Source organism: Bradyrhizobium sp. (assembly GCF_030654605.1).
Lineage (GTDB): Bacteria > Pseudomonadota > Alphaproteobacteria > Rhizobiales > Xanthobacteraceae > Bradyrhizobium.
Genome location: NZ_JAURXB010000270.1, coordinates 1 through 25,243 on the forward strand (window position 1 = coordinate 1; position 25,243 = coordinate 25,243).

Genomic DNA, 25,243 nt, shown 5'->3' on the forward strand with positions numbered 1-25,243 from the left:
CCCCCCACGACGATGACCGCGCGGAGGTTCTTGAGCCGACCGCCCGCAGTATCGACGACGCCTTCGAATTCGTCCAAGCGCCCGGTGGCGGGCGGCTGCGCGGTATCGTGCTGCACAAGCTGATGGAGGAGTTTCTCACCGGAGAATTGGACGACGGCGATCCAGCCCAGGTCGAAGAACGCGCCGATACGCTGTTGCGCGAATTGACCGGCCTGGGCGGAGAGGCCCCTTCATCTCATCCCGACCCTGCCGAAATGGCCCGCACCGCGGCGCGCACGCTCAAGTTCAAGGAAATCGCCGCGCTGAGACCGCATCTCGTTTCCGAGGTGCCAATCTGGTCGAATTCGCGAGACCGGATATTGACCGCCGGCCGCGCCGACGCGGTGGCCGTACAAGAGAACGTCCTACTCGCCGTGCTGGACTGGAAGAGCGACGTGTCGCCCAGCCGGGAAGACCGATCCGGCCATATCGCGCAATTGACCGACTACGTTACGTTGATCGGAGCCCCGAAGGGCGCCATCGTCTATATGAGCCTCGGCGAGGTCGTCTGGATCGAGGGTCGGCGGTAGGGAAGCCGACTGCGTCGCGATCAATCCTTCAGCGCAACGGACATCGTCGAGGAGTAGAGAACCCTCGGCGACGGCCCCCGCCAAACGAACTCTCCTTCCTCGAGAAAAAACTGGGTGGTCCCTTCGAAGATTTCCTCATGCAATGGAACCGCCGCGTCGGGATTGTGGTAAATCTCGATCTCGTCCGCCCACCGTTCAGCGTAATCCGAATCTTCGATGTTCATTTCGAACGGGATCTCGTCAAAGGCACCGGGCGCCGGATCGTTGAAGCCGCCTTTACGCCGAAGCTTGACGTCCGGGTCGCCGAATCCGGCCAAAACGCCCATCCTGTTGAATTTCGCCATCGTCCCGGCGTTCGAGAACAGAATCGCCGACACGTGCCGGGTGTCGGCCTGCCCGAAAAAGTTGGTGGGTACGACCTTTCCGCCGACCACGTGCTCCCTGGCCTTCCGTTCGACCCCGTGCTTGCTTCCGTCCTTTCCGTACCAGATGTCGACCCCGATGCCGTACAGATAGAGCGGAAGCGCCGTATGCGACCAGATCATCGAGCCCGGTGAATGGAAGTCGGCAATCGCGATTACGAAGGGATGACCGGAAACATCGCTGCGCTCCCAGTACCGTTTCTTCAGCTTGGAGCGAAGCGGCGAGCCGAATTTCTGCGGCATTTCGTTTTCGATATACCGCCAGAAATCCTCTGGCGGACCGGGCGGCGCCGATCATGATGCCTTGGATGTCAGCGCCGAGGTCGCGGCTGGCGCCTTCATCGTCAGCGAACGCGACGACTGTCCCTTCTCCGTTGGAGACCAGGTCCGCCTAATCGCTGGCCAGCAGCGTCCCGAAATAAGGTCCGGTGATCTCGGCACGGTATGCGAGATTGAAGACTATCCAATCATGATGGGGCCCGCACCGCGCATCCGAGTCCAGTTTGGAACCATAAGACGGCTTGGGAGGTCCCGACCCAATTCGAGTTGGCAAGCTGACGGGATCCGCCTTGTCACGATGGTACTCGCACCGAATTCTCGGCGACTGCCCTGCGGTTGCTAACGAAACGAGCCGCCAAGCCGGCGAAACTTTGAACGCAGAAGCCAGGATGCTCTACGTAAACCTGGAACAACCGCGGATTGAGGTTTGGCCGGTTGCCGGAACAATCGGCACGGGGCGTCACATCGATCCACCGATATTTCGGGGACCAGTCTCGCAGTCCCAAGGCCGAAAACGACCAAACCGCATACTGCGGGAATGCTTCATCCTACTGCGAAAGCACAGAGTTTGCTTGGGAATCTGCTCCCGGCGAGCCGTAAAACGCCCTAGCGGAAGGTCACACGATAACGTAGGCTTTTGCAACTTCTGGGGTAGGAGGCTGCAGCAGCCGATAGAGTATCGGAGCGCGGCCTCCGGGGGAGCGCCCATGCGCGTCCGAATGTATAGCGTAGGGCAGATTGTCGGCCTGCTTGTCGTGCCCTTTTCGGCCGCCGCTGCAGCGGCCCAAACACCTGTCTCCCCTCCGGTTCACGCCGGCCCAACCCCCCAAGCGATTGTTCGCGCCGCCAGGCCGGACGCCGTGGCCGCGCCGTCGGATCAAATTGTGCCCATCCGTACGGCTCGTCCCGCCAAATCCCCGGTCCCACGAACTCGGCCCCCCGCTCAGACTTCCCCGATAACCCCGGAGTGGACAAACTACCAATCAAGGTTGGCGAAACTTCCGGCCGAACAAAGCAACGGCTCTGCGCCGCAGGCTCCGTGGTGGGCTTCGCAAGGCCGCCAAGAACAAACGGTCGGCGGCGATCGGCCCAAATCGAAGCTCGTTCCGGTGGATCCCCCTTCGACCGCGCCCCCTTTAGCGCGTCAACCAAACCACTCAGCGCCACCCGCCGAATTGACACAGGCCGACGGTCATTCCCCTGCCGTCAAATCGATGGGACCGGCAGAAGCAACGAGGCCCGAGCCAAGCAATCTGCTCGGGTTTGCAATCTTATCGATCATCACTTTCACAGTGCTCGCGTTGAAGGGCTTGTCCCTTCGACGACGTAAGGTCCGGATCAACAATGATTATCGTCAGGAGCCGTTCCCGGGAAAATCATCCGCTCCACCAGCGGCGCCTCCTGCCGACATCATCGCGATTCAACCCGTGGCGGACTTGTCCTGCGTTCGTGCCGATGGTGATGCTGCGTGGATCCCGTTTGGAATGGCCGCAGCCGTCGGCCGAAGAAAGATTGCAGGCCCGGCGTATGTAGGCTCCCGGCTTCCGACGTCGAACTCATCCTCCGACCACGACAATTGTCTCATCGATCCTTCGCTGCCGGTGGGCGGCAGTGCGGACACTGTCGGCCAGCAGATGAACTATTGGCCCAGTTATGGATCGATGAACCCGGGCTCGCGGCTCGCGTTTCTCAATTGGATGGCATCTCTGCGAAACGCACCGGATACGTACATCGGATATGTCTTCGTATATTTCTATGCGCTGGAACGCCGGGCAATCCTGGAGAGATCCGAGGAAGATTGGGCTGTTATCGAACGCGAACTGGTCCGGCTCCTTGAAATCTATGGCGGAAACCGGTCCTTTCACCGTTACGGAACGGAGCTGCTGTCGGCAATCCAACTGCTCGAACTGGGAAGCGACCGCGACGCGGTTCCCGTCTACGAGGCCGCCGGCGGCGACATTCCGGCAAGCGTGAAGATCGCGATCGGCCGGCGCCTGCGGGATAATCTGCCGATCGAGCCACAATGGCTGCTGTCCTGGACCATGTCCCATCCCGAAACCAGGGTGAAGACGCCGGCGCGCCGCGCCTTCACCCAACTGAAATCCATGTTCGAAGAAGAGTGCCAACGGCGCTTCCCGCGCGGGCTAGTTCTCGACAGTCGCAACCTGCCCCGTGCCGAAATATTGTACCGGTCGGCAAGCGGCACGTTCGTCTCGGATCTGACGGACGCCTTCGGTTCGCTGCCCGATGCGTCCGGCTGCAGCGACGCGCTCGCGCTCGGCCGAAACATCCTCGACGACTGCACCGAGCAGCTCGACCGTTACAGCAGACGTGTAGCAAAGGCACCCGAGCATGGGGGTTCACTACATGCGATCGCGTTGTTGCCACCCGCGCAGAGGACACTTGCCATCAAGGATCTGCCGAATAATCCTTTGACTTGGTTGTACGAACACGTGCTGGCGGAGGAAATCGTTCCTGCCGCGCAACTTTTTGACCGAGTAAATGCGGCCCAGCCTGGAAACATAACATCGGCAAAGCTGCGGGAGCTTGCCGAAACTCTGGGAAAGTTCGGGCTGGGCGTCGTTCCCGGTCCTGGATTCTCGTTCGGCGCCGATCACGAGTCTATCCTTCTCTTCGAACTTGATGCGCCAACGGAAACCTTGGAGGCCGCCTCGGCTCATTATCGTAGCGCGCTTCTCACCGTCGCTCTCGGCATTCTCGTCGGCAAGGCCGACGGCGGCCTGCAACCGGCCGAGCGGCTGTCGCTCGAAGGAATGGTTGCCAATGCAAACGGCGTAACCGAAAACGAGCGCCGCCGGCTGAGCGCCGACCTCCGATGGCTGGAATTACGCCCAGTTGCGCTGGCAAGCCTTCGACGCAAGCTCGCGGCAGTCCCGCACGAAGAGCGCGCCCAGATCGCCGATCTGCTGGTCGGGCTCGCTTCGGCCGGCGGCTCGCATGAACGAACCGAAGTCGCGCTGCTCGAGCGAATTTACCGTCAACTGAACCTAGATCCTGAGCGGCTCTACGCGGGCCTTCACAAGGCGACGGCCGCCAACCAGGACGACGAACCGGTGCGATTGCCCGGTGAAGTCCAACCGACAGGCTATGCCATCCCGCGCGCCCCGACGGCGCCACCGGCAGCAAGTAACGATCAACCTCGGGCGCGGGCTGTTCCCGCGGCGCCCAAGCCGGTCGATCGAAGGGCCGCAATCCGCGCGGAAACGGAGGCGGCGGCGGCAATCCTTGCGGACGTGTTCGGCGCACACGAAACCGACGATGTTCCGACGGTTACTCCCGGAAACCAGTTAGACGCTCTGGAGCCGCGCCTCGCAAACCTTCTGCAGGCTTTGCTGGAACGAGAAAGTTGGCCGCGGGCGGATTTCGATCGGCTGGCGCGCGAGCTGTCGTTGACACCAGGCGCGGCGCTTGAGAATTTGAACTCCTGGGGGTTCGACCGGTACGACGACCTCCTCCTCGAGGATGGCGATCCGATCATCGTCAATCGCGATATTGTTGCAGGGCAGTTCTCCGAGGCGGCTGAATGACAAAGCAACCCGTCATCAAATCGAAGGACCGGGAAACCATCCTCAACGCGCTGCGCTCCGGCGTCGTTCCTCGAATCGGACTTCAGCATATCCAGGTCGGCCGCAAGCGCGAGATCGAGGCTCTTCTTTCCGACGTTGATCGTGTCGCGGCCGCCGGCGGCGCGCTGCGCTTCGTCATAGGTGAATACGGTGCCGGCAAGACCTTCTTCCTGTTCCTGGTAAGGCAGCTCGCCCTGGCCAAGAATCTCGTCGTCATGCAGGCGGACCTATCGCCGGACAAGCGCCTGCACTCGACCACCGGTCATGCACGCGCCCTCTATGCGGAACTTGCGCAAAACACCGCGACGCGAACCTCGCCGGATGGCGGCGCGTTACGCAATATACTGGAAAGGTTCATCGGCAAGGCCGCCGACGAAGCAAAGGCCAAAGGCGTTGCTACGGCGGACGAGATAAGGACGAAGCTCGAGGACGTCAGGCAGATGGCGGGCGGATACGAATTCGCGTCGGTCGTCACCGCCTACGCGCGCGGCTATGAGGAAGGATCGGACGAGATGCAGTCCGCCGCGCTCCGATGGCTGCGGGGCGAGTACGTCAACAAGACTGCCGCGCGGCAGGAGCTCGATGTCCGGACGATCATCGACGACGGAAACGTCTACGATAATCTGAAGCTCATGGGGCGGTTCGTCCGTCACGCCGGCTATTCGGGACTTTTTGTCTGCCTCGACGAACTTGTCACCTTGTACAAATTGCAGAGCGCGCAATCCCGAAAGATGAATTTCGATCAGATCCTTCGGATCATAAACGACGTGCTCCAGGGCTCGGCCGAAGGCATCGGCTTCGCTCTCGGAGGAACACCGGACTTCCTGCTCGATACCCGACGCGGGCTCTACGCCGACGGAGCTATTCAATCGAGGCTGGCCGAGAATACCTTCGCGAAGGGAGGCTTCGCCGACTACTCTGGGCCCGTCATCCGGCTCCAGAACCTCACCCCAGATGAACTTCTCGTCCTGTTCGAGCGGCTAAGAGCCTTGTTTGCCGGGGGCGACCCGGCGAAATTCCTCGTGCCCGACGAGGCGCTGGACGCTTTCGCCACCCATTGCCGCGAACGCATCGGAGACAGCTACTTCCGGACCCCCCGAAACAGCGTGAAGGCGTTCGTCGACCTTCTCTCGATCCTCGAGCAGAATCCGAAGGCCGATTGGCGCTCGTTGATCGGCGAGGCCGAGATCGTCGAGGATCGCGGTGCCTCCGCGGATGCGATCGATCCCGGCATGCCGCTGGACGTTTCGGACAACGAGTTGAGCCGGCTCCAGTTGTGACCGCCACGACCTCGTCGCAATTCGACCGCCTCGCCGAACCCGTCAAACGTTGGGTGTGGGCGCAAGGCTGGACCGAATTGCGCGACGTTCAGGAGCGCGCGATCCCGGCGGTGATGGACGGAGGCGACGTGATCCTCGCCGCAAGGACCGCGGCGGGAAAGACCGAAGCAGTGTTCCTTCCGTTAATTTCGAGAATTCTGTCGCGGCCCACGGATGCACCGCAAGGATTCTCCATCGTCTATGTCAGTCCGTTGAAGGCCCTGATCAACGACCAGTTCCGGCGTCTCGAATCGCTTCTCGATACATGCCAAATACCGCTTCACCGCTGGCACGGCGACGTTTCGTCGGATGCACGCAGGCGGGCCATCGAACGTCCCGCCGGCATCGTGCTGATCACGCCGGAATCGCTGGAGGCGACGCTGGTCCGGCGCGGCCGACAGGTCGACCACCTTTTCGGACGCCTGGACGCCTTCGTCATCGACGAACTCCATGCTTTCATCGGGACCGAGCGTGGCAGGCAACTCCAGTCGATCCTGAACCGCGTGGAAGTTGCTACCCGCCGCGACCGCATAGACCGGATAGGTCTTTCGGCGACGCTAGGGGTCATGGCGTTGGCGGCCGAAGAGCTCCGGCCGGGTGCCGGCGGCGATGTCAACATCATCGAAAGCCAGGAGGGGTCGCAGGACATCCTTCTCCAGGTACGCGGCTATCGCCGACGCAGGCCGCCGATCGAAGAAGGCAAGAAGGTTCCTCCACCATCGAGCGCTGACGCCGAGATGGCTCTGCACATGTTCGGCGTGCTGCGCGGAAAGCGGAATCTGCTGTTCGGAGGCTCGCGGCGGAACGTGGAAATCTTCACGGACCGCCTGCGGGAGATAGCGGAGACGCAGCGCCTCCCGAACGAATTTTTCGCCCACCACGGAAACCTCGCCAAGTCCGAACGCGAACTGGTCGAAGCCAGGCTTCGTGACGACCCGAGGCCCACGACCGCGGTCGCGACATCGACGCTGGAGCTCGGCATCGATATCGGCGACGTCGAAAGCGTAGCCCAGGTCGGACCGGGGTGGTCCGTCGCGTCGCTCCGGCAGCGGCTCGGAAGATCGGGCCGCCGCGCCGGCAAGCCGGCGGTGTTGCGGATGTACATCCCCGAGGAGGAGTTCGGCGGCGGACTGCACCCGTCCGACAAGCTGCGCCTGGATCTCGTGCAGGCCGTCGCCATGGTCGATCTGCTCATGCAGAAATGGTGCGAGCCTCCGCGCCCGTCGGGCCTGCACTTGTCGACCCTCCTGCAGCAGACGCTTGCGATAATCTGCGAGTTCGGAGCCTTGCAACCGGCCTCCGCGTGGAAGGTACTTTGCGAACGCGGGCCGTTCCGTTCCGTCGACCAGGCGTTCTACGCAGAACTGCTCAAGGCGATGGCCCGCCCCGAGACCGCGCTGCTCGAGATGGGCTCGGACCGGACGTTGATGCTCGGCAAGACCGGCGAACGGGTTACGACCGGTCACGATTTCTACGCCGTGTTTACGACGACGGAGGAGTTCCGCGTCGTCGCCGAAGGCAAGACCATCGGTACCATTCCCATCGACCAGACGTTGGCGCCGGGGCAGACTATCATTTTCAGCGGACGCAGATGGAAAATCTTGTCGATCGACACCAAGGCCCGGCTGCTCGAAGTTAAGGCGACTAATGCCGCCCTTCCCCCGCGTTTTGGAGGGGATTTCTCCGGCGTGCACGATTGTGTCGCCGAAGCCATGCGATCGACGCTCGCCTCGAACGAGGTGCCCGTCTTTCTGGATGCAGTCGCGCGCGAGCTGTTGGGCGAGGGTCGATCGGCGTTCATCGATCTCGGCCTTGACCGGATTGCAACGCTGCAAAGTGGAAGGGACTGCGCTCTTTTTCCTTGGGTCGGCTCGACCAAACTCGACACCTTCGCCTTGGCGCTCATGAGTCGCGGCTTCGAAGCGAGCGCGAGCGGCCATATCATCGAGGTCGCCAACTGCGACTCGTCGGACATCTCGACGACACTGAGGGAAATCGCAGCGTCTCCACCTCCTGACGGAAGCGATCTCGCCGAACATGCTGCGAAACTCCATCGGGAGAAATACGATCATTTCCTTCCGGATGAGCTCTTGAAGGCGGCCTTGGCAAAGGAGAGGCTGGATCCTGAATCTGTCCCGAGCGTCGCGCGACGAATTCTCAATCCCGCAGACTGGGCTGATGAGTGACACCATGAGGACCGCGAAGCGCATGGGTTTCCCGCGCTCAGATCATCATGCCGACCCTCCCGCGTCTTCGCCCGACTTATCAGCTTTGTCTGGCGTGTTCGAAGCGACGAATGCGGAAATCTGCAACCTTGTTCGATTCTACGAAGACTCCGATTTCCCGGCGCAACGCTCCTTTGGCCGGATCCGCCGAAAGCCAATTCTGGCTCGTCACGGCCAGACTGTCATCGTCCCAGGCCAGCACCTTGGCGTGGAGGCGAGGCTGATAGGTCGGCTTGATGCCGACTCCTTGGCGAGCAAATTCGATTGCAAGATCTGCCGCATCGACGCCGGACAGTACCCCGGTCGGCCGGCCATAGTAGAGTTCCGCTCTGACCTGCGTCGACTTCGCCGCCGAAAGTGCCGGGATGATGACCATCGGACGACCCGCGAGACCTATGCGATGACTTGTCACAAAAATGCGGCACTGCGCCTGGTCGCGCGCCTCGAGGACGAGTGCGCCATTCGGACTTCAAGCCCGGCCCTCCGTGGGGGAGACGCACTGAATGCGGAAGTCTTCTGAATCGCCTGCCCCACCGGGCTCAGGCTGAAAAACCCGATCTGCTCAACCGCGCCTTGGTCCGCAGCGGATCACCACCGCACGCCGCTATTGCCTGGTCCGTTGCCTCTTCAAGCTGGCCCGCGTCGGCCTGTGGATTTGGCGCGGCGCTCTGCGACAATGACCGATTCCGAGTTGCCGGGCCTTGTAATGTTCTCATTATGTTCTTATAAGGTCAAGGCACTAAAACCACCCGTTTTCGTCGCGTTGGCGTGTCGTCCAAGCCCGCACCGACGCGACTGTGGTACCTTGCGACGTTGCACTGAGTCTGCGTACGGAGTCTGCCTTTTCAATGTTTGATACGGGAGATTTGATGCCTGAATCGAAGGCGAAGACCGTCACCACGCGCGGCCATTGGGCCTATGTTAGTGACGATCGGCTGATCGACCTTGATCTTGAGATCGACAATCCGGAAACGCTCGAAGGCCTAGTGAGGCAGGTGCCGGCCAACTACGCAGACGCGCATGTTGAATTCAAATATGACCTTCGCGGCATGGAAATCCCCGAATTCACCTGTGTGCATGGCAGCCATCAGCACAAGGCCGGCTTCGTAATGAATGTCGACGGCGCCCGGTTCATGGTGGGGTGGATCTGCGCCAAGACAATCTACAATGAGGACTTTGACCAATACACCGCAGACTTCGAGGCTGCCATCGGTCGTCGCGATGCGCTGCGACGTGTGCGAGAGATTCGAAGTGCGATTACACAGTTCTCCACTTGGCTCGACCGCATTTCTTCATCGAACGTGTTGCAAGAATTTTCCACTGTTAGCGAGCGCTTGCGGAGTCACATGTCTTGGGTGTTCGAAATGGTGCAATCGGCCAACGGCAGGGCGATTGAGGGCGTCGCAATGCCCAGGCACCTGTGCCTGGCGCCCACGGATATCCTCGCCGAATTTGATCGGCTGATGAACGCGACTGCGGTAGTCACGATGTCGCTGACCGGCGACGCTCAACGGGTTGCTGCGTCCATAGGTTCGATCAGAACAGAAATCGACGGCCTGATACGCCGAGCGGAATTGATTTTGGCAAAACTATCTGATCTGGAACTTTTCTTTCAGCCAGCTACGCTGCATGCAATTTGCCAGCACGCAGAGAAAGCGGTCCCAAGACGGAAGCGTCATTTCGCCGGCCTGATGAAGTTGTCAACGCGCGACGTATTTGTCGAAATGCCAAAGGATTTTGTCATGCCGAGTGTTCGGCCGGTTGAAGCCCTGCGAGCTGCGATTGCCGGAGCTGTCCCCGTACCCGCCGCGCGAGAGCCAACCATCGTCACCGTTTCAGGCGAGACTTACGTCGTCAACACGCGTCAAAAGTCAGAATCGGTTTGGGTTGCCTCGGGAAACTTTAGAGGTGTGCAGCACCGTACTGAAGACCGGACTGAAGGCGCCGCCGTCAAACAATGGGAGGATTGGGCCGCATACAAGAGCGGCTCGCGAGGAAGATACTGATGATTTTCTCCCGCGCGTGGCTGCGATTTTGCGGCCATTGGCGCACCAAGACACGCAGGCCGCAATTCACAGACTGATAGACGGTGACGCCGAGTTCAAGACCTTCGCCGAATCTTGCGTCTTTCCGGATCACCCGTTCCGCGGCCCAACAAACCCACCTAAGGACGGGAGACGCGATGGTACCGATTCAGCGGATCCGAGCCTCTCGATCCAGCGTCAGGCTCCGCGGATCGAGAAGCAGCGCTATTCCATGAGCTTCCCCTTGGTCGTACCCGTATTCCTGAAGGTCCACGACCTTTGGACGAACGTCGAGCGCCTCGAAACGTGCCGATCGGTATCGCCAAACGGGGTCGTCCGTGTGCTCGAAGATTATTCTTACGCTGTAAGTCAAGCTCGTTCCCCCGAGCGAGCATGTGCGAAAAAGTAGCGCCTCGAGCGACTGTGCTTGATTCCCGTCCGCAAGGCTTTGGAATTCCAAACGCGCCACCGGCTTGGGACTAAGAAGCATTTCGACTGCAATCTGCGCTTCATCAGCCGTCCAGATTTCGTCGAAATTGAAGCCATCTCCCGCACCCACGCCGGCCTTCAACAAGAGCATCTGCCAGCCGTCCAGGAATTTCGAGATTGCGGGCAGTTGATCAACGTACGGGCCGCTGAGAAGATCGCCGAACGGGAGTGAGACTGCCGGAAAGCGTGCGGTTCCCGATATTGTAAGCTCGGCCCGACCACCTGCCATCGATGACAGCGCTCGCGCGAGCTCCGCGTGCTGTTCGAGTGAACGCCGAACGTCGTCCAGCCTATGTAGCGTCTCAAACTTCGCCTCGCTGCGCCTCAGACGGATGAGAAAATCAGGATGCCGGATCAAGAGCTCCGGCCCATCCACGGCGCCGATCGGCGGTCCTACGAACATCTCGGCGTCGAAGCGAGCGGCCTGTCCGAATCCCATCGCCTTAATCGATATGACACAGGGGCCAAGAGTCGGGGGTGTAAGTACCAAGTCGTCCAGATCGTCGAACAAGGCCCCCTGATATGGCAGCCTTATGCCAAATCGCGAGTCGAATACGCGAAACTGCACCGGTTTGAGCGGAGTAAGGCCGAGCAGTACGTTGTTCAGGTGCTGCGGGCCTTCGATGAGCGCGATAGCTTCGGCTTCGAATCGTCCCAGCTCATAGCCGAGTTCCGCGAGCTGTCTTTGCTTTTCAATTGTGTATGCCGCCGAGTCTTCCTTGCAGATGAACTTTAGAGCTTCCAGCAACCCCTCGGAGGTCGGCTCGAAGCGGGTTCCAAGCTTCTCGTAATCGTAGCTGATGTTCGTCTTGTTTATGTCGTGCGCCTCGTTGGCTTCAGCCAGGCGCAGTCTCTTCAGAACCCGGGCAAGCTCGTCACCTATGAGGTGCACCAGATAGCCAGACTGCAACTTCCCTTCGTGGTTCATTCTGAAGGCAACAATAACTGAAGGGTGCGGATCCTTCGCGAGCCGGTCTACCGAAGATAAGCTCAGCCGAACTCTGCTATGCGTTCGTCGAAGAGTCGATTTCAATTGAACACGAACAGCTTTGGCTTGACGCTGATCCAGCGAGATTGCGCTCCCGAAGTGGTCTGCCGGGAATTCGACAATAAAATCCCAGCCCATTACGTCGACCGTGCTCTTGTTGCACACTAAGCCCGCCTGCGCACATAGTAGCTGGAACTGCTGCTCGCCGATAAGACCGATTTGCTCGGATTCCAGGTCACGCTCCATTCAAGACTCCACGTTCCGATCAGGACCTGGTCGAGGTCAGACCGCTATCGATCCGGCTTCCACCGGTTCTGACGATGCGCTTTTCGCCAGTCAATGCAACTCCAGACGGCAGTGGCTCTCGCGGGCTTTAGGCTAAAGACATCGCATCGGCGATTTCCTTGGCGGCGCAACGACCGGCCTCTGCCGGGACCTCGCACGGCGACCACCTGATTCTACGTTCAGTCGCGAGAAACTAGATCACCGAGGTCGTGCAGCAACGTCAGCAGCTTATTGAGTCGTTCGGGTGAACCGTCCCATACGCCTGAAACCGCCTTGGCGAGCTGATCGTTCCCGCTATTTACCTGCTCCGCACCGTCGATCTTCAGACGCTTTTTTGCATAATTGCATATTATTTGCAAAGTAGGAGTTAGCCTCGGTGGCCTGCGGCTCATCGCGCGATGGACGCTAGATTGGTTCACGTTGACAAGCTTTGCTAACGCCGAATTACTTATTTTTAGCTTATTCTTAAGTTTTTCGACGCAAGCGACTGCCTCGACCGCTCCCTCCTCGGGGCTGACGGGCCGTCCAACAATACTTTTAATTTCAGCTTTTCTGCGCGTCACGTTTATGCAATAATGCAAAAAGTAAGTCTTCACAAGGGGTCTGTCATGAAGGAAATCCGCTTTTATCGTGCAAGCGAGAAGCCATATGGCGTGTTCAGCAATCTCTACAGGCGGCCGATCACGTTCGAGGGGCGCATCTACCCGACCTCCGAACACGCCTACCAAGCCGGGAAAGCGCGCAAGGATGACGTGCGCGAGTGGCTTATGGCCGCCCCCTCACCGGCGTTGCTCGCGATGGCAGCGCATGGCCTCTACCAGTGGGACATCGCTCCGGACTGGTCGAGAATCAAGTTCGACCGCATGAGAGGCGTCCTCATGGCAAAATTTACCGAACACCCCGATTTGGCGGCCATACTTCTCGACACGAAGGATGCCGTACTGATCGAGACGGCAACCGTCGACAACGCAGTAAATAGGCTTTGGGGAGAAGTGCCCGGCAAGGGCGGCAAGAATATGCTCGGGATTCTCTTGATGGAAGTTCGCGAGCATCTTTCTCTAAGCAACAACAAGCGGCGACGCAAGATCGCCATGCAGGCCGCTGAATAGGTTCAATAGCGGTTACAGCTTCCGAGCGTGGTCACGTACGAGGTGGATGCCTCGTCGAGGCCTCGGTCGAGCATCTCGCGGACGTGGCTCCCACCCGCCGCCAGGAAAAGTCCGCGGGCGCCGGTAAAACCGCAATTCAGTGCTGCCAGGCGCTGTCCGACTTCGACTCCGTCGAAGACATCGTCAACCTTCCAGCTTCCCTCCCGATACCAGCGCTTCAAAATGAGATCCAGCAGACCGGTCGTCACCATGTCTCCCGATCCGCATGTGTCGACGACCCGCGGTGCGAAGCTGGAAGGAAAGTGACGTCGGACGCTTCTGTTGGAAACCGTCAGTCCGAGCGCACCGTGGGTTCTGATAACTATGGATTCCGGATTGAGGTTGCAGTCCGCGATGCTTTTCCCTGAAGTCTCGTCGGACAGCTTGATCACGGTGGCGCAGCGCACGGCTCTATCGAACATCTCATCGTCAGCGGATGCCGGCTCGAAGAAGACCAACGCACCCGCTCGCTTGGCCTCTTCCATCGCAAGCACGATCGATTCCGAAACACGGTCGGCGTAAAAAACCGACACGGATTTCAACGTGTCCGCGGCCTGGCAAACGTGGTCGCGATCGATCGAGCGCCATTTTGGAAAACGGACGAACGTCTGGGGACACGTCGAAGTGAACCGGTGAGTCGCATTCGCTGTATCGACTATTTCGACGATGACCGGAGAACTTCCCGTATGCGCTCTTGAGACGAAGCGCGTCTCGCACCCGGCCTTCTCGAACTCGTCGAACAGGAAACGACCGTGGTCGTCGTCGCCGAGATTGACGACCGGGAAGACCGGATGACCCAGCATTGCCAGCGATAGAAGGACATTCCCGCACGATCCGCCAAGGGCTTCCGTCGGAGCGGCATAGTCGTCCCAATAGATCCGGTCGACGGCTGTCAGACCGGTGCCTGCGACGGCAGGGCGTGCCGACCGCGGTGTGGGTTCTTTCAATCTCAATTGGACCATAACATGAACATTCTATCAGAGCCGCCGCAGCACGGATACGTCCAATCGCGCGCGGCCCGCCCCCGTAAGGCGCATGCCGCCGAGTATCCTTAACAGACCGTCAGGACCCGAAACGTCGCCTGGCAGAAGATTCCAACAGGAAATCTCGCGTTCGCACACCCGGTCCACGCTCAATCCGAAGTCTCCACCAAGCAGATCGTAGTCATTGCCATGACGATCACCGCTGTCGCCGATCGCGAGCATCTGAAGATGGCCTTCGGCCATCTTGGTTCGGACTGCATCCAGGACACGCGGCTTGGCCGCCCACGCCGGGCATATGTCGATCGAGTGACCGGAGCGGACCATTTTCAGCTCCGAACGTGATCCCACTATCGCGCGCAGCCTGCGTAACCCGTCAGCCGACGACGCAAGCTTGTCTATGGCTATCGTGATCTGAAAGGGATTCTCCTTAGGAAGCCATCCATCCAGGAACATCCCGCTTTCGGCCCGGATGCTATCGAAAGCGTCCAATATCGCGGCATCAGGCTTCAGGGAAGTTTTCCGGATGTCGACGGATAGCGGAGCGATGTGCGCTCCGTTGTAATAACCAACCAGCACCCGCTCGCAATGCTCCGCCGAAAGGCAATCCCGCAATTCCTCGCCGACCGACCCCCCTCGGCCTGTCGCAAGCGCGATCGCGACGCCACCATCCAGAAGTGTGCGAACGCCGTCTAGGACGGGACCAGTGGGCGGCTTGCCTCTTTTGTCCGTCGCAACCATCGTACCGTCGTAGTCGAGGATGAGGGCGCCGAACTCCGCAACTCGCAGACGTTCGATAAACTCGTCCCGGCGCGCGCTCCACGGCGCGGCCGTTCTGTTCGGCTCGTCAGATCTTTGCTCCGAACGACGCTTGCGGCGCGTGGCCGCATCCTCGTCCTTGATCGCGAGAATCAAATCCTGGCTTTCGAAAATCCTGCGTCCGAAATCGGCGACGCCGGGTTTTCCGGGATCGATGCCCATCGCCGCTCCCAAACCTTCGACGACGCCGAACGAGCTCAGAACCGCATCAAAAAGCGTATGGCGGCCGGCTGCGCCGAAGCCAAGATTCATCCGTGGTATCAACGATGGAATACACGATTCGATCGACTCCCAGAAGGGCCGGCTGCGATCACAGGTCAACGAAAGCACGACGGTGTGCTCCCCATGCCGATCAAGCCAGACATGCCGACCGTGCGCAAAGTTGCGGAAGTCTGTCCGCTGTACCCTGCAGAGGCCCGCTTCCCAACAACTGGTTTCGATCATGACGGCCGCGGCGGTCAGAGCGGGATCATGCAGGATAAGGAGCGTATCGCGCCCGGTATCCCAAGCGCGGGCGATCGTCTCGATGGTGCGAGTTCGTGCCGAAGACGATAGGAGGTCTTCGGATCTCATCTGCACTCGGTCGCTTCTTTCCGCGATGCCGTGTCCAGCGACCTGATCGCTCGCTAGAAGAAGCGAAGTCACGGTCGAAGTCAGCGAGTGCGTCGCCAGAAATCCGTCCTTCGGCTCGGTGACGGGGACGATGTGAAGTCTGGCGCCATCCGCGCCCATTTCGGCGACCAGGCTTTTGCTACGTGCGGTGACGACATCGATGCGCCGGGCGTGTTCCTTGACCGCAGTCTGGAAGGCGGCGCGGATGTCCGCGTTCTCGCCGCTCGCGGTGAAGAGCCAGACCCCCCACTTCGGCAACACCGGGTCGAGCGCGAACGCCATCGGCGTCGTCACTGCCGTCGCGGAATGGAGCAGCCACGTCCTGCAAGAAGACAGGAACTCGGCGGCAACGGCAGAGCCTCCGCTTCCGACGGCGGCTACGGGATACTCAGCGGCGCGCTCGAGGGCCTCGGCCAAGAGGCCTGTATCATTGCCACAAGCCGCCGAGACGGTATTCCGCAGCCCGTCCAACTTCGAAGCAAAAACTGAGGTCATTAGTTTGCCGATGCTTTTTGGTCGATGGCGCTCTTGAGAATGAGTTGCCTCGGCCATCGACGGCGTCCTGTTGACGGCGCGCAAGTTACTGAAGGTATCGACATTTGCTGAGTTGTCTCCGGCCCGCCACGGCGGACAGGTCGAAAATCGGTGACGTCCACTGCTCTAGTTTGCCACTTTTTCGGATCCGACATCGTAGCTCCCATAAACAGGTCCGTGAAGCCATACATGAACGGCCAGATCCGGCAGGGGCGAGGATTCCTTCATGCCGATAAGGTCAAATTCATACCGCAACGTCTCGACGTACTGAACTGACAGGTCATGTTCTATGGCGGCCATCATTGCCCCGACCGCGGTGACCTTGCTGCCGAAAGGAGAAAGAATGATCTGGGGGAAGAAGACGTCCTCCACGGTTCGATCGTATCTCTCCTTGAGGGTTGAAATCGTCCGATAGCAATCGAGCGGATTTCGTTCCGACACGTAGATCAGATCTCGCGCGTCGACCTCCCATTCATTCAGGAGCTGCGATTGATATTCGGCTAGGAGTTCGTCCGCCCGCCTGGGATTCCGCGCAGGAAAGGGTACGACGGGGCATACTTTATACACGCTATCGAGCGTATTTCTTATCTTACGCAGTGTTTCGACCCGCCCTCGCCCGAGCTGAGGCAGCCAGATCCGCGCAACCGGAAGCGCGTCGTAGCTTCCGGAAGGACCAGAGTATCCTCGAACAAACTGCACTTGCGCCGACGGCTCTCCGACGATGCGGTCATCAAGTTCCGGATTCGAGACGACCATCAGGTGAAGGCTTACGGTGGGTCGTGCCTCGGCGTATTCGAGCAGTAGCCTGGCCAACGGAAAGCCAACCCCCGTCGACAGAGCGCTCATGTCGAGCACAATGTCGGTGACGCCTTCGGGCCAACCGTAGCCATCTATCGCTGATCGAACCCCGTGACCGCCAATGGGAGCGCGGTCATCTGCGGAAAAAATCTGAACATGCGCAACCGTCGCGTCGGCAATGATGCTTTTGAGCTGTGCCTCGTTGTCGTCGGCGAGCTTTTGAAGGGCGATGGCGGGATCGCCGCGGTCCTCACGAATGAAGAGACCGTGCACACGCTTTCCCATCGCGGCGGACAGTTGATGTGCAATTCTTCTGGCTCTCGGATCGAACCCGGCGCCTGCTACGAGAACACAGCAGCGGGACGATTGAGAAAAATAATCATCGATGAACTGATCCACGCCATCGTCAAAATGGGTAACGCAATTCTCCCAGTGTCGGCGCATGACCGTCTAGACCTTTTCCTCGACCTGACTGAGATCTGAAACTCGACGCTCCAGGAATCCTCCGCGATTGAGCGTGAGACCGCTCGCGAGGCAAACGGGACCTGACAACTCTAGAAGGCACCAGATCTTGCCTCCTTGACCGTAGTCGCGGATGGCGACAATCGCCCCGTAAGCGATCGCGAACTTGAGGATGAGCGCGAGTTCGCTTTCGCTTGCGAGCAGATCCTTCATCTCCGTTTCGAGAACAGCGACGGCGTTCGCGCCAGCTCCCAACGGAGCATTCGGCTCAGCGGACACTGCGCGACAATCGGTTACGATCCGCTCGATGAGGGCGCGCACTTTGCGCGCAAAAGGAAATCCCCAAGAATCTATCATTTGTACCGACTTGTCGCGAAGTGCGCCCTGCTGCTGCGCAGGTGTCAGCGCGGGATCCTGATTTCTAATCGCCTTGGTCTCCATCCGCTCGACGAGCGCTCCGGCCAACTGAAGAAAGACTTCGGCATTCTCATTGCTGGCATCGCAGAGATCATCCAGTCCGAAGTGAAATGGTCGATTGAACAGTTGGTTGAGGAAGAGGCGAGCGGCATCGGCGATGGTGCTCTTGACCCTCAACGGCTGGCGCGGCTCGGGATCGTCGGCGAAGAGATTCCCTGTCTGTCCGGACGTCCGGATCGCGTATCGATGCAGGAGCACGCGGGTCATTACGAGTTGGACTTCTTCGCCAAGATCGAGCGATTTCGCTCCCTTGACATAGCGCTCGACAGCTTGCTGGATTTTCCTTCGTCTATCGGGCGAAATCTGCAATTTTCGTTGTTCGCGATCGATAAGCGCGTGCAATTCGCTCAACTGGCTCGCCGAAAGCCTGGGCGGCTCCTCGCCCAGCAGATCCTTGAACCGATTGTAGTTCCGGTCGCGAAGCGGTTGAACGTGACGGAGATACCTATCGGCCATGTCGGCAGCCATCTTGCGGAACTGACGACGCTCATCGAGTCGGACACTGTCGGACTGCATGAAGATGTCGAGATAGTCGCGCTCGACCTTCAAGCCGGGCAACGCATCCGCGTCGGCTGATCTGAAGGCAGCATTCGGTGAGAGCGCGTCCATTCGCATCATCATCCAGCGCGCGAAACGGATCTCGCGGCGTGCAAGGGCGCGAAAAAGTGCCTCGAACTGGTCTGGATGCAGGGTGTGGACGTCATCCAGTATCGTCAGAGGCCGCAGCCGACAGGGGCTGCCGTCCCAATCGATCTCGATTTCCTTAATTGCCTCGAAAGGCTGATAAGGCTCGCGCGCCTCTTCCGCGATATGATCCAGAGAGGGTGGAAGAAGACTTGCTCCGATGGAATAAATAGCGCGCTCCACGCTGCGGGCGCGGGCCACGACGTTCTCTGCGTCTGATCCGCCGATCTGTTCGAGCTGCGCCCCTGCCCCCTCGCGCGGGATGAACTTGATTTCGTTAAGACGCCGCCGGCGGTTTGACGTCAGGTTTCGAACCAGCGCAAGGATAGTCCGGGCCTGGATCAGGCCCGAGACAAGCTTGGTCTTGACCGCGGGCTCGTAGGGAAGCTCCCAAAAGTCCCGGTATTCCGACTCCATCGGAATTCTGACGGCTGCAATTTTGGGGCGCTCGTTCTCCGTGAAGCCACAGCTCGCCAGAACGGAGGCAAGTGATCGGTTGTTCTCGCTGCTTTGGTCGCGAAGGATCGCCTCGACGAGGCGAAACTCGACGAGGCTCGCCATCATGGTCTTGCCGCTTCCCGGCGTTCCGATCACCCGAACCGGATGATCGAACAAGAGCGAGCGCTTCTTGTGCTTGGCCACGAAGGTCGTCAACGGCTCCGGACTGACGATCGCAAGAAATGCGGAATCGTCTCGTATGTACTCCGTCGCGCGCCTCAGAAAGGGATTGGTCATTGCAGAGACCCATGTCTGTCGCGTCGATAGAACAGAGACCGCATCTTTCCTGTCGTTTCGGCCCACAATAACGGGACGCTGTTGTTCGGTGTGTTGTGCTCGAGCACTATGGGGAGAGCGCAATTGGCATATCCGAGCTTCATGTCACTCTGTCCCGCTTCGCGGCAGTGCTTCTCAGCTCGTGTGAATATCTCGTGATCGTAGTACTTGTCACCGAGATCGAGCATTGCCCCATCAATGGGCCGCGCAAGAGGCAAGGAGTCCGGCAGCAGAAGGCTCTCTGTAACCTTGTAGTCGGAGCAGGTCCATTCGCTCCATTCCGCTTTGGCGAGTTCCAGCCGCTCCACCAGGGCCAGCCGGGCCTGAGCGCTTGAAATGTAGTGGTGGATATGCAGCTCGTAGTTTTCCGCGATTGGAAACTCGTCGTCCAATTCGTCGCGCGCAGAACGAATCAGATCGTTGAACTTCTTCAGTTTTCCCTTCCACGCGCCGTCGATGTTGCGAATGAACGTTGTGCCGGAAGCGGTGAAATCGTCGATCAGGTATACACAATCGAATTTCTCGCAAGGCGTCATGCCTTGGACTTGCCTGAGGTTCTTGCTGAGATCGAGCCATTTCTCTTTGTCGACGTTCATCATCGGAACGACCTGCTCGGTCGAAATTCGGCCGGCATTCGCGCGGCGAAGCATATCGATGCGACTCCCGTCGCTCATTCCGACGAATAAGGTCTTGCGCAGGCACCGCTTGAACGCGTCCGCACCGCTTTTGTCAGCCCATACTTCATAGGGTTTGATTCCGAGTTGAAGGGCGACCATTCGCCGGACATGTGGCGTGACGACCTCGGGCAAGAAGGTTTCGACCAGGCATTGCATTTCGGGCAGCGAGATATAGACAAGGCGTCGCTTGATGAAATCGTATGCGGCGGATCGGTCTTCCGGAGCGAATTGCTTGAGCCAAAAGGCCAGACTTTCAAGAAAGCGCACGCCTGCCCGGAAATACGAGTATCCGTCGTACTTCACCGCGGACATCATTCGTAGCCAGGCATATTCGTGAGTTGCTACCGCCTGATCGTCCTCTGGCCAGCCCATCACTTCAGCTAGGAGACTCAGAGCCATCCTGTCGTTCAAATGAGCCTCTTCTGTAAGAGCTTCGTCTCTGAAACCGCCGAATCAGCGCTGGCACGGTGCCAGTTCGCAACTCGTTATACTGGTGGCGGAGAACCGAGCAACCGATGGTGGATAGCCGAATGGCTTAGTAAGGGATCGGTCCGGTCCGGGCCGCTCAGTCTGCCCTCATGGCTTATAAGCGAGACCAGTCTTGAACGGTGTTGGCCTTCCGCTTGGCCCGTCACGCCCCCGGTATGTCCCTTTGAAAGGCACGATCCCGGTCAGAGTTGGCGATCGCACATTGGGTGTGCGTTGCCGTTAGATCGGCGCGCCTTGCGCAGCGGATACCGTGTCACATTGAAAGCTGCCGCTGACAACCAACTTCGTGACCCCAGTGTGACCCGAGCGGTCGGGCGATCTTTCGCTCCTAGACAGCCACCGGCCCGAGGTCAGAAAGGGCTGATTTTACTGGGTTTCTTGAAGGGCATGGTGGGCGCACCAGGGCTCGAACCTGGGACCCGATGATTAAGAGTCATCTGCTCTACCAACTGAGCTATGCGCCCGGAACTGGCCCGGAAAAGCCTTCACAAGAGGGCGTCGTTTAGCAAAGCGATTCCCCGATGTCCAGCAACGTGGCGGGGTATTCCCCGGCTCATCTCGACGCAATGGAAAGGCAGAAAAGCCGCCGGAATCCGGCGGCTTTTGAGGTATTTCGGTCGATTGAGGCCGGGCCGCCGCTAGAGCCGCTCGGGGCCGCCCCGGTCGCCGCGATCCCTGCCCGGACCGCCGTCCCGATCGTAGCGATCCCGCTCAAAACCGCGGTCACGGGCGCCGTCGTCGCGGTCCATGCCGCGGTGGTATCCGTGATGGCGCCAGCCGCCGCGGCCGGACCGGCCTTCCATATGGGTCAGGACGGAGAGGCGGCGCTTCTGGCCGTCGTCGAGGGTCTTGTAGAGCGGATCCGCCGCGTCAGCGATGCGCTTCATCGCCGCCGCGGTGGTCGCCATGTTCTCGGCGCGGTCGCGCAGGCGCGTCACCGGATCCGGTCTCTGGGCATCCCCGGAATCGTCGCGCCGCGCGTTCATCCGCGCATTGGCGCGGTCGATCCGCAACTTCGCAAAGTCCCGCACCGCGGCCTCGACCGGCGGCCACAGCTTTTCCTGCTCGGCGTTGAGCTTCAGGCCGGCCTTGACCGCAGCGATACGCGCGTCGGCGAAGGCTGCCCGGTCCTCCGGGTTGATCCGCTCGTGGTGGTGGGACCATGAGCGGTGATGCTGGGCATAGACCGCGGTGGAACCGGCGATGGCGAGCACCGCGACCGCGGCGATGGCGAACTTCTTCATGCGAACCTCCTTGGAACGGTTGGCCTGAAGATGAGCGCGCCCGGCCTGCCAATCAACTTACAGTTTGGACAGAGTGACCACTCTTACCAAGATGTAATCTGCAGTTGCCAAGCGCTTGCAGGTGGTCTCCATCACAGCATGCCGAGCGTGCGCGGCAGCCACAGCGAGATTTCCGGTATGTAGGTGACGGCGACGAGGAACATCAGCATGGTCAGGAGCCACGGCCACACCGCGATGGTCAGTTCGGTAATGCCCATCTTGGCGATGCCGGAGGCGACGTAGAGATTGAGCCCGACCGGCGGATGGCACATGCCGACTTCCATGTTGACCACCATCAGGATGCCGAGATGCACCGGATGAATCCCGAGCTTGACCGCCACCGGAAACAGGATCGGCGCCATGATCAGAACGATCGAGGAGGCCTCCATCACATTCCCGGCGATCAGCAGCAACACGTTGACGATCAGCAGGAACATGATCCAGTCGACGCCGACCGAGGTGATCCAGTTGGCGATCTGCTGCGGAATGTTCTCGTTCGCCATCAGGAACGAGAACAGCACCGCATTGGTGATGATGTAGAGGATCATCGCGCTCATATTGGCCGAGCCGAGCAGCACCCTGGGCACGTCCCTCAGCCCCATGTCCTTGTAGACGAACACGGCGATGATGAAGGCGTAGACCGCGCTGATCGCCGCGGCTTCGGTCGGCGTGAACAGCCCGGCATAGATGCCGCCGAGCACGATCAGGATCAGCAGCAACCCCCACATGCACTTCTGGAACGCCACCAGGCGTTCGGTCCAGCTCGCGCGCGGCAGTCGTGGATAGTCGTATTTCCAGGCTCGATAGAAGGTAGTGACGCCCAACAGCATCGCCAGCATCAGTCCGGGAATGACGCCGGCCATGAACATCTGCCCGACCGAGGCCGACGACACGCGGGCGCCCGATGGATCCAGCGCGACGCTGCCGCCGGTCGCCACGCAATAGATCACCATCACGATCGACGGCGGGATCAGGATGCCGAGCGCGCCCGAGGTGGTGATGACCCCGGCGCCGAAACGCTTGGGGAAACCCTGCTTCACCATCGCCGGCATCATGATCGAGCCGATCGCGATCACGGTGGCGGGCGAGGATCCCGACACCGCGGCGAACAGCGCGCAGGCCATCACGCCCGCGAGCCCGAGCCCGCCGTACCAGTGCCCGACCATCGAGGTGGCAAAATTGATCATGCGGCGCGCGACGCCGCCATGGGTCAGGAAGTTGCCGGCGAGGATGAAGAACGGGATCGCCATGATCTCGAAATTGTCGATGCCGGTGAACAGCTTCAGGGCCACCGACTCGGTCGGCACATTGGTCATCGTGTAGATGAAGGTCAGCACCGTCATGCCGAGGGCGATGGAGATCGGCATGCCCGTCAGCATCAGCGCGACCAGCAGCCCGAAAATAATTAGGCTGCTCATCGGGTGACCTCCGCGACGCCGATGCCGGGCGCTTCGACGTCGATACCCTCGACATAGGCGTGGTCGTGATGCGGCAGGTCGCCGGTGCGCCAGAAATTGAACGCGACCTGGAGGAAGCGGAAGCACATCAGATAGGAGCCGAGCGGGATACAGAGATAGATCATCCAGCTCGGAATCTCGAGATCGGGCGAGACCTGGTCGGTAAACATCAGCCCGAACACGAACTTGGCGCCCATGGTGCCGATCACCGCGGTGAAGAAGGCGCCGCAGAACAGCCCGAACAGAACGACCGTCTTCCGCCACGGCGGATTCAGCAGGTTGACCACGACGTCGACGCCGACATGGATACCGGTGCGCACGCCGTAGGCCGCGCCGAACTTCGCCACCCACACGAACATATAGATGCACAGTTCCTGCGCCCAGGACATGTGGATGGGAAACAGCAACGGATAAAGCAGGGGAACGCCGATGAGATAGCGGTGCATCACGGCGAGAAAGATGATGAAGGTCGCGAGCCCCATCAGCGTCGTGATCAATATCTCCTCAAGACGATCGAGGATGCGAAGAAACATGAACTCCCCCCGTGCGGACCATCCCCGGAACCAAGGCGGATGATTCTCGTGCAATCGCTCCTGCGGCCAGCGGCTGCATTATCCCCCGGACATGAAGAGGCTTCCGTGCCGAGGCACGGAAGCCCCTGATGTCGCCTTAGTTGGTCGCGCCCCTCGTCTCCTTGAGGAATTCGTCGATCACCGTCTGGCCGACGCGCTTTGCCACATCCTGGTAGACCGGCTCCAGCGCCTTGCGCATCGCCGCATCCTGCTCCGGCGTCAGCGTGATGATTTCGCTCTTGCCGGTCTTCTTGATCTCCGCCAGCGCGTCATCGTTTTCCTTCTGCGACTGGCCGTTGCCGTAGGCGGTGGCTTCCTTCATCGCCTTGTCGAGCTGAGGCTTGATGTCGGCGGGAATGCCGTCCCAGAACTTCTTGTTCACCACCACGATGTAGCCGATGTAGCCGTGGTTGGTGACCGTGATGTGCTTCTGCACTTCATGCATTTTCTGGGTGTAGATATTCGACCAGGTGTTTTCCTGACCATCCACCACGCCGGTCTGCAGCGCCTGATAGACTTCCGAGAACGCCATCACCTGCGGAATCGCGCCGAGCGTGCGGAACTGGGCCTCGAGCACCTTCGATGACTGGATGCGGAATTTCAGGCCCTTGTAGTCGGCGGGCGTGAGCAGCTTCTTGTTGGCGCTCATCATCTTGAAACCATTGTCCCAATAGGCGAGACCGGTCATGCCCTTGGCGTCGAGCAGCTTGAGCAGCTTGGTGCCGAGCGGACCGTCGGTGACTTTGCGCAGCGTCTTGATGTCCGGCAGGATATAGGGAAGATCGAACACCTCGAATTCCTTGACCCCGATCGGGCCGAACTTGGCGTTCGACGGCGCCAGCATCTGCACCGCGCCGAGCTGCAGCGCTTCCAGCTCTTCCTTGTCCTTGTAGAGCTGCGAGTTCGGGTAGACCTCGACTTTGACCTTGCCGCCGGTGTATTTCTCGGCCAGTTCCTTGAATTTCTCGGAAGCCAGCCCCTTCGGCGTGTTCGGCGCGACGACGTGGCTGAACTTGATGACGATCGGCGCTTGCGCCGATGCCGGACCGATCAGGGCTAATGCTGCGACTGACGCAGCCGTCAAAATCAGTTTATGCATGTTTCCTCCCGCATGATTTTTACGAAGCGCGCGCTGGCGCGGCTCCTCAGCTCGTATGCCAGTCGCACCAATACAGAGAAGCCGGCCGAAATGCCATTGCCCGTTAGCAGTGGTCGCCGAAATCCGTTGCTGCAATGCAATAACGCGGCGCCGAGGGCGCCGCGTTCAGATATATTCTCGTTTCCCCCGGC

19 protein-coding genes and 1 tRNA gene are annotated in these 25,243 nt (G+C 60.0%); 6 read left to right on the top strand and 14 right to left on the bottom strand.

Features of this window, described 5'->3' with window-relative positions; translation table 11 throughout:
• A partial coding sequence (locus Q7U29_RS24195; RefSeq protein WP_304745559.1) for a PD-(D/E)XK nuclease family protein occupies positions 1–569 on the top strand: 569 nt, incomplete at its 5' end.
• 20 nt (positions 570–589) lie between these two features.
• On the opposite strand, the gene Q7U29_RS24200 is transcribed toward Q7U29_RS24195, so the two are convergent.
• Positions 590–1,234, bottom strand: a complete 645-nt coding sequence (locus tag Q7U29_RS24200) for a hypothetical protein (protein ID WP_304745561.1) — start codon at positions 1,232–1,234, stop codon at positions 590–592.
• A gap of 1,025 nt (positions 1,235–2,259) precedes the next feature.
• Here Q7U29_RS24200 and Q7U29_RS24205 point away from each other — a divergent pair.
• Genes Q7U29_RS24205 through Q7U29_RS24215 form a run of 3 tightly spaced genes read left to right on the top strand, consistent with a single transcriptional unit; the run spans position 2,260 to position 8,362 of the window.
• Positions 2,260–4,818, top strand: coding sequence for a TerB N-terminal domain-containing protein (locus Q7U29_RS24205; RefSeq protein WP_304745563.1), 2,559 nt, complete (start codon positions 2,260–2,262; stop codon positions 4,816–4,818).
• Positions 4,815–6,137 carry an ATP-binding protein gene (locus tag Q7U29_RS24210; protein WP_304745565.1) on the top strand — a complete coding sequence of 441 codons (1,323 nt, stop codon included), beginning with the start codon at positions 4,815–4,817 and terminating at the stop codon, positions 6,135–6,137. Before Q7U29_RS24205 ends, Q7U29_RS24210 begins: the two co-directional genes overlap by 4 nt.
• Positions 6,134–8,362, top strand: coding sequence for a DEAD/DEAH box helicase (locus Q7U29_RS24215; RefSeq protein ID WP_304745567.1), 2,229 nt, complete (start codon positions 6,134–6,136; stop codon positions 8,360–8,362). The genes Q7U29_RS24210 and Q7U29_RS24215 overlap by 4 nt, the downstream gene beginning before the upstream one ends.
• Positions 8,363–8,441: 79 nt before the next feature.
• Here the strand turns inward: Q7U29_RS24215 and Q7U29_RS24220 are convergent, their stop codons facing one another.
• A complete protein-coding gene (locus Q7U29_RS24220; protein WP_304745569.1) occupies positions 8,442–8,777 on the bottom strand; it encodes a hypothetical protein in 336 nt (111 codons plus the stop codon).
• Between the two features lie 493 nt (positions 8,778–9,270).
• Here Q7U29_RS24220 and Q7U29_RS24225 point away from each other — a divergent pair, with 493 nt between their 5' ends.
• Positions 9,271–10,407, top strand: a complete 1,137-nt coding sequence (locus tag Q7U29_RS24225) for a hypothetical protein (RefSeq protein WP_304745570.1) — start codon at positions 9,271–9,273, stop codon at positions 10,405–10,407.
• Between the two features lie 187 nt (positions 10,408–10,594).
• Here the strand turns inward: Q7U29_RS24225 and Q7U29_RS24230 are convergent, their stop codons facing one another.
• Both Q7U29_RS24230 and Q7U29_RS24235 read right to left on the bottom strand, forming a co-directional pair.
• On the bottom strand, positions 10,595–12,148 hold the full coding sequence (locus Q7U29_RS24230; RefSeq protein WP_304745572.1) for a hypothetical protein: 1,554 nt from the start codon (positions 12,146–12,148) through the stop codon (positions 10,595–10,597).
• 218 nt (positions 12,149–12,366) lie between these two features.
• Entirely contained in the window at positions 12,367–12,783 is a 417-nt protein-coding gene (locus Q7U29_RS24235) for a hypothetical protein (RefSeq protein ID WP_304745574.1), read from the bottom strand.
• A gap of 12 nt (positions 12,784–12,795) precedes the next feature.
• Between Q7U29_RS24235 and Q7U29_RS24240 the strand changes: the two genes are divergently transcribed.
• Positions 12,796–13,296, top strand: coding sequence for an NADAR family protein (locus tag Q7U29_RS24240; RefSeq protein ID WP_304745576.1), 501 nt, complete (start codon positions 12,796–12,798; stop codon positions 13,294–13,296).
• A gap of 2 nt (positions 13,297–13,298) precedes the next feature.
• Here the strand turns inward: Q7U29_RS24240 and Q7U29_RS24245 are convergent, their stop codons facing one another.
• From Q7U29_RS24245 to Q7U29_RS24290, 10 genes are all read right to left on the bottom strand, one after another.
• Positions 13,299–14,282 (bottom strand): PfkB family carbohydrate kinase, encoded by a 984-nt coding sequence (locus tag Q7U29_RS24245; protein ID WP_304745578.1) that lies wholly within the window; start codon positions 14,280–14,282, stop codon positions 13,299–13,301.
• A gap of 30 nt (positions 14,283–14,312) precedes the next feature.
• Positions 14,313–16,298: a hypothetical protein gene (locus Q7U29_RS24250; RefSeq protein ID WP_304745580.1), complete on the bottom strand. Its 1,986-nt coding sequence runs from the start codon at positions 16,296–16,298 to the stop codon at positions 14,313–14,315.
• 108 nt (positions 16,299–16,406) lie between these two features.
• Positions 16,407–17,522: a hypothetical protein gene (locus Q7U29_RS24255; RefSeq protein WP_304745582.1), complete on the bottom strand. Its 1,116-nt coding sequence runs from the start codon at positions 17,520–17,522 to the stop codon at positions 16,407–16,409.
• Positions 17,523–17,528: 6 nt separating this feature from the next.
• Positions 17,529–19,436: a hypothetical protein gene (locus Q7U29_RS24260; RefSeq protein WP_304745584.1), complete on the bottom strand. Its 1,908-nt coding sequence runs from the start codon at positions 19,434–19,436 to the stop codon at positions 17,529–17,531.
• Positions 19,433–20,551 (bottom strand): hypothetical protein, encoded by a 1,119-nt coding sequence (locus Q7U29_RS24265; protein WP_304745586.1) that lies wholly within the window; start codon positions 20,549–20,551, stop codon positions 19,433–19,435. Before Q7U29_RS24265 ends, Q7U29_RS24260 begins: the two co-directional genes overlap by 4 nt.
• Before the next feature lie 478 nt (positions 20,552–21,029).
• Positions 21,030–21,105: transfer RNA gene (locus Q7U29_RS24270), tRNA-Lys, on the bottom strand.
• Between the two features lie 174 nt (positions 21,106–21,279).
• Positions 21,280–21,885 (bottom strand): Spy/CpxP family protein refolding chaperone, encoded by a 606-nt coding sequence (locus Q7U29_RS24275; RefSeq protein WP_304745587.1) that lies wholly within the window; start codon positions 21,883–21,885, stop codon positions 21,280–21,282.
• Positions 21,886–22,016: 131 nt separating this feature from the next.
• Positions 22,017–23,342 (bottom strand): TRAP transporter large permease, encoded by a 1,326-nt coding sequence (locus Q7U29_RS24280; RefSeq protein WP_304745589.1) that lies wholly within the window; start codon positions 23,340–23,342, stop codon positions 22,017–22,019.
• Entirely contained in the window at positions 23,339–23,914 is a 576-nt protein-coding gene (locus tag Q7U29_RS24285) for a TRAP transporter small permease (protein ID WP_304745591.1), read from the bottom strand. Before Q7U29_RS24285 ends, Q7U29_RS24280 begins: the two co-directional genes overlap by 4 nt.
• Positions 23,915–24,050: 136 nt before the next feature.
• Positions 24,051–25,052 (bottom strand): TRAP transporter substrate-binding protein, encoded by a 1,002-nt coding sequence (locus Q7U29_RS24290; protein WP_304745593.1) that lies wholly within the window; start codon positions 25,050–25,052, stop codon positions 24,051–24,053.
• Between the last annotated feature and the right edge of the window lie 191 nt (positions 25,053–25,243).

Bases quoted from the DNA above. Each gene is read 5' to 3' on its own strand.
- Q7U29_RS24200 (WP_304745561.1), bottom strand. From the start codon at position 1,234: ATGCCGCAGAAATTCGGCTCGCCGCTTCGCTCCAAGCTGAAGAAACGG.
- Q7U29_RS24210 (WP_304745565.1), top strand. From the start codon at position 4,815: ATGACAAAGCAACCCGTCATCAAATCGAAGGACCGGGAAACCATCCTC.
- Q7U29_RS24220 (WP_304745569.1), bottom strand. From the start codon at position 8,777: ATGGTCATCATCCCGGCACTTTCGGCGGCGAAGTCGACGCAGGTCAGA.
- Q7U29_RS24225 (WP_304745570.1), top strand. From the start codon at position 9,271: ATGCCTGAATCGAAGGCGAAGACCGTCACCACGCGCGGCCATTGGGCC.
- Q7U29_RS24230 (WP_304745572.1), bottom strand. From the start codon at position 12,148: ATGGAGCGTGACCTGGAATCCGAGCAAATCGGTCTTATCGGCGAGCAG.
- Q7U29_RS24240 (WP_304745576.1), top strand. From the start codon at position 12,796: ATGAAGGAAATCCGCTTTTATCGTGCAAGCGAGAAGCCATATGGCGTG.
- Q7U29_RS24250 (WP_304745580.1), bottom strand. From the start codon at position 16,298: ATGGCCGAGGCAACTCATTCTCAAGAGCGCCATCGACCAAAAAGCATC.
- Q7U29_RS24255 (WP_304745582.1), bottom strand. From the start codon at position 17,522: ATGCGCCGACACTGGGAGAATTGCGTTACCCATTTTGACGATGGCGTG.
- Q7U29_RS24260 (WP_304745584.1), bottom strand. From the start codon at position 19,436: ATGACCAATCCCTTTCTGAGGCGCGCGACGGAGTACATACGAGACGAT.
- Q7U29_RS24265 (WP_304745586.1), bottom strand. From the start codon at position 20,551: ATGGCTCTGAGTCTCCTAGCTGAAGTGATGGGCTGGCCAGAGGACGAT.
- Q7U29_RS24275 (WP_304745587.1), bottom strand. From the start codon at position 21,885: ATGAAGAAGTTCGCCATCGCCGCGGTCGCGGTGCTCGCCATCGCCGGT.
- Q7U29_RS24280 (WP_304745589.1), bottom strand. From the start codon at position 23,342: ATGAGCAGCCTAATTATTTTCGGGCTGCTGGTCGCGCTGATGCTGACG.
- Q7U29_RS24285 (WP_304745591.1), bottom strand. From the start codon at position 23,914: ATGTTTCTTCGCATCCTCGATCGTCTTGAGGAGATATTGATCACGACG.
- Q7U29_RS24290 (WP_304745593.1), bottom strand. From the start codon at position 25,052: ATGCATAAACTGATTTTGACGGCTGCGTCAGTCGCAGCATTAGCCCTG.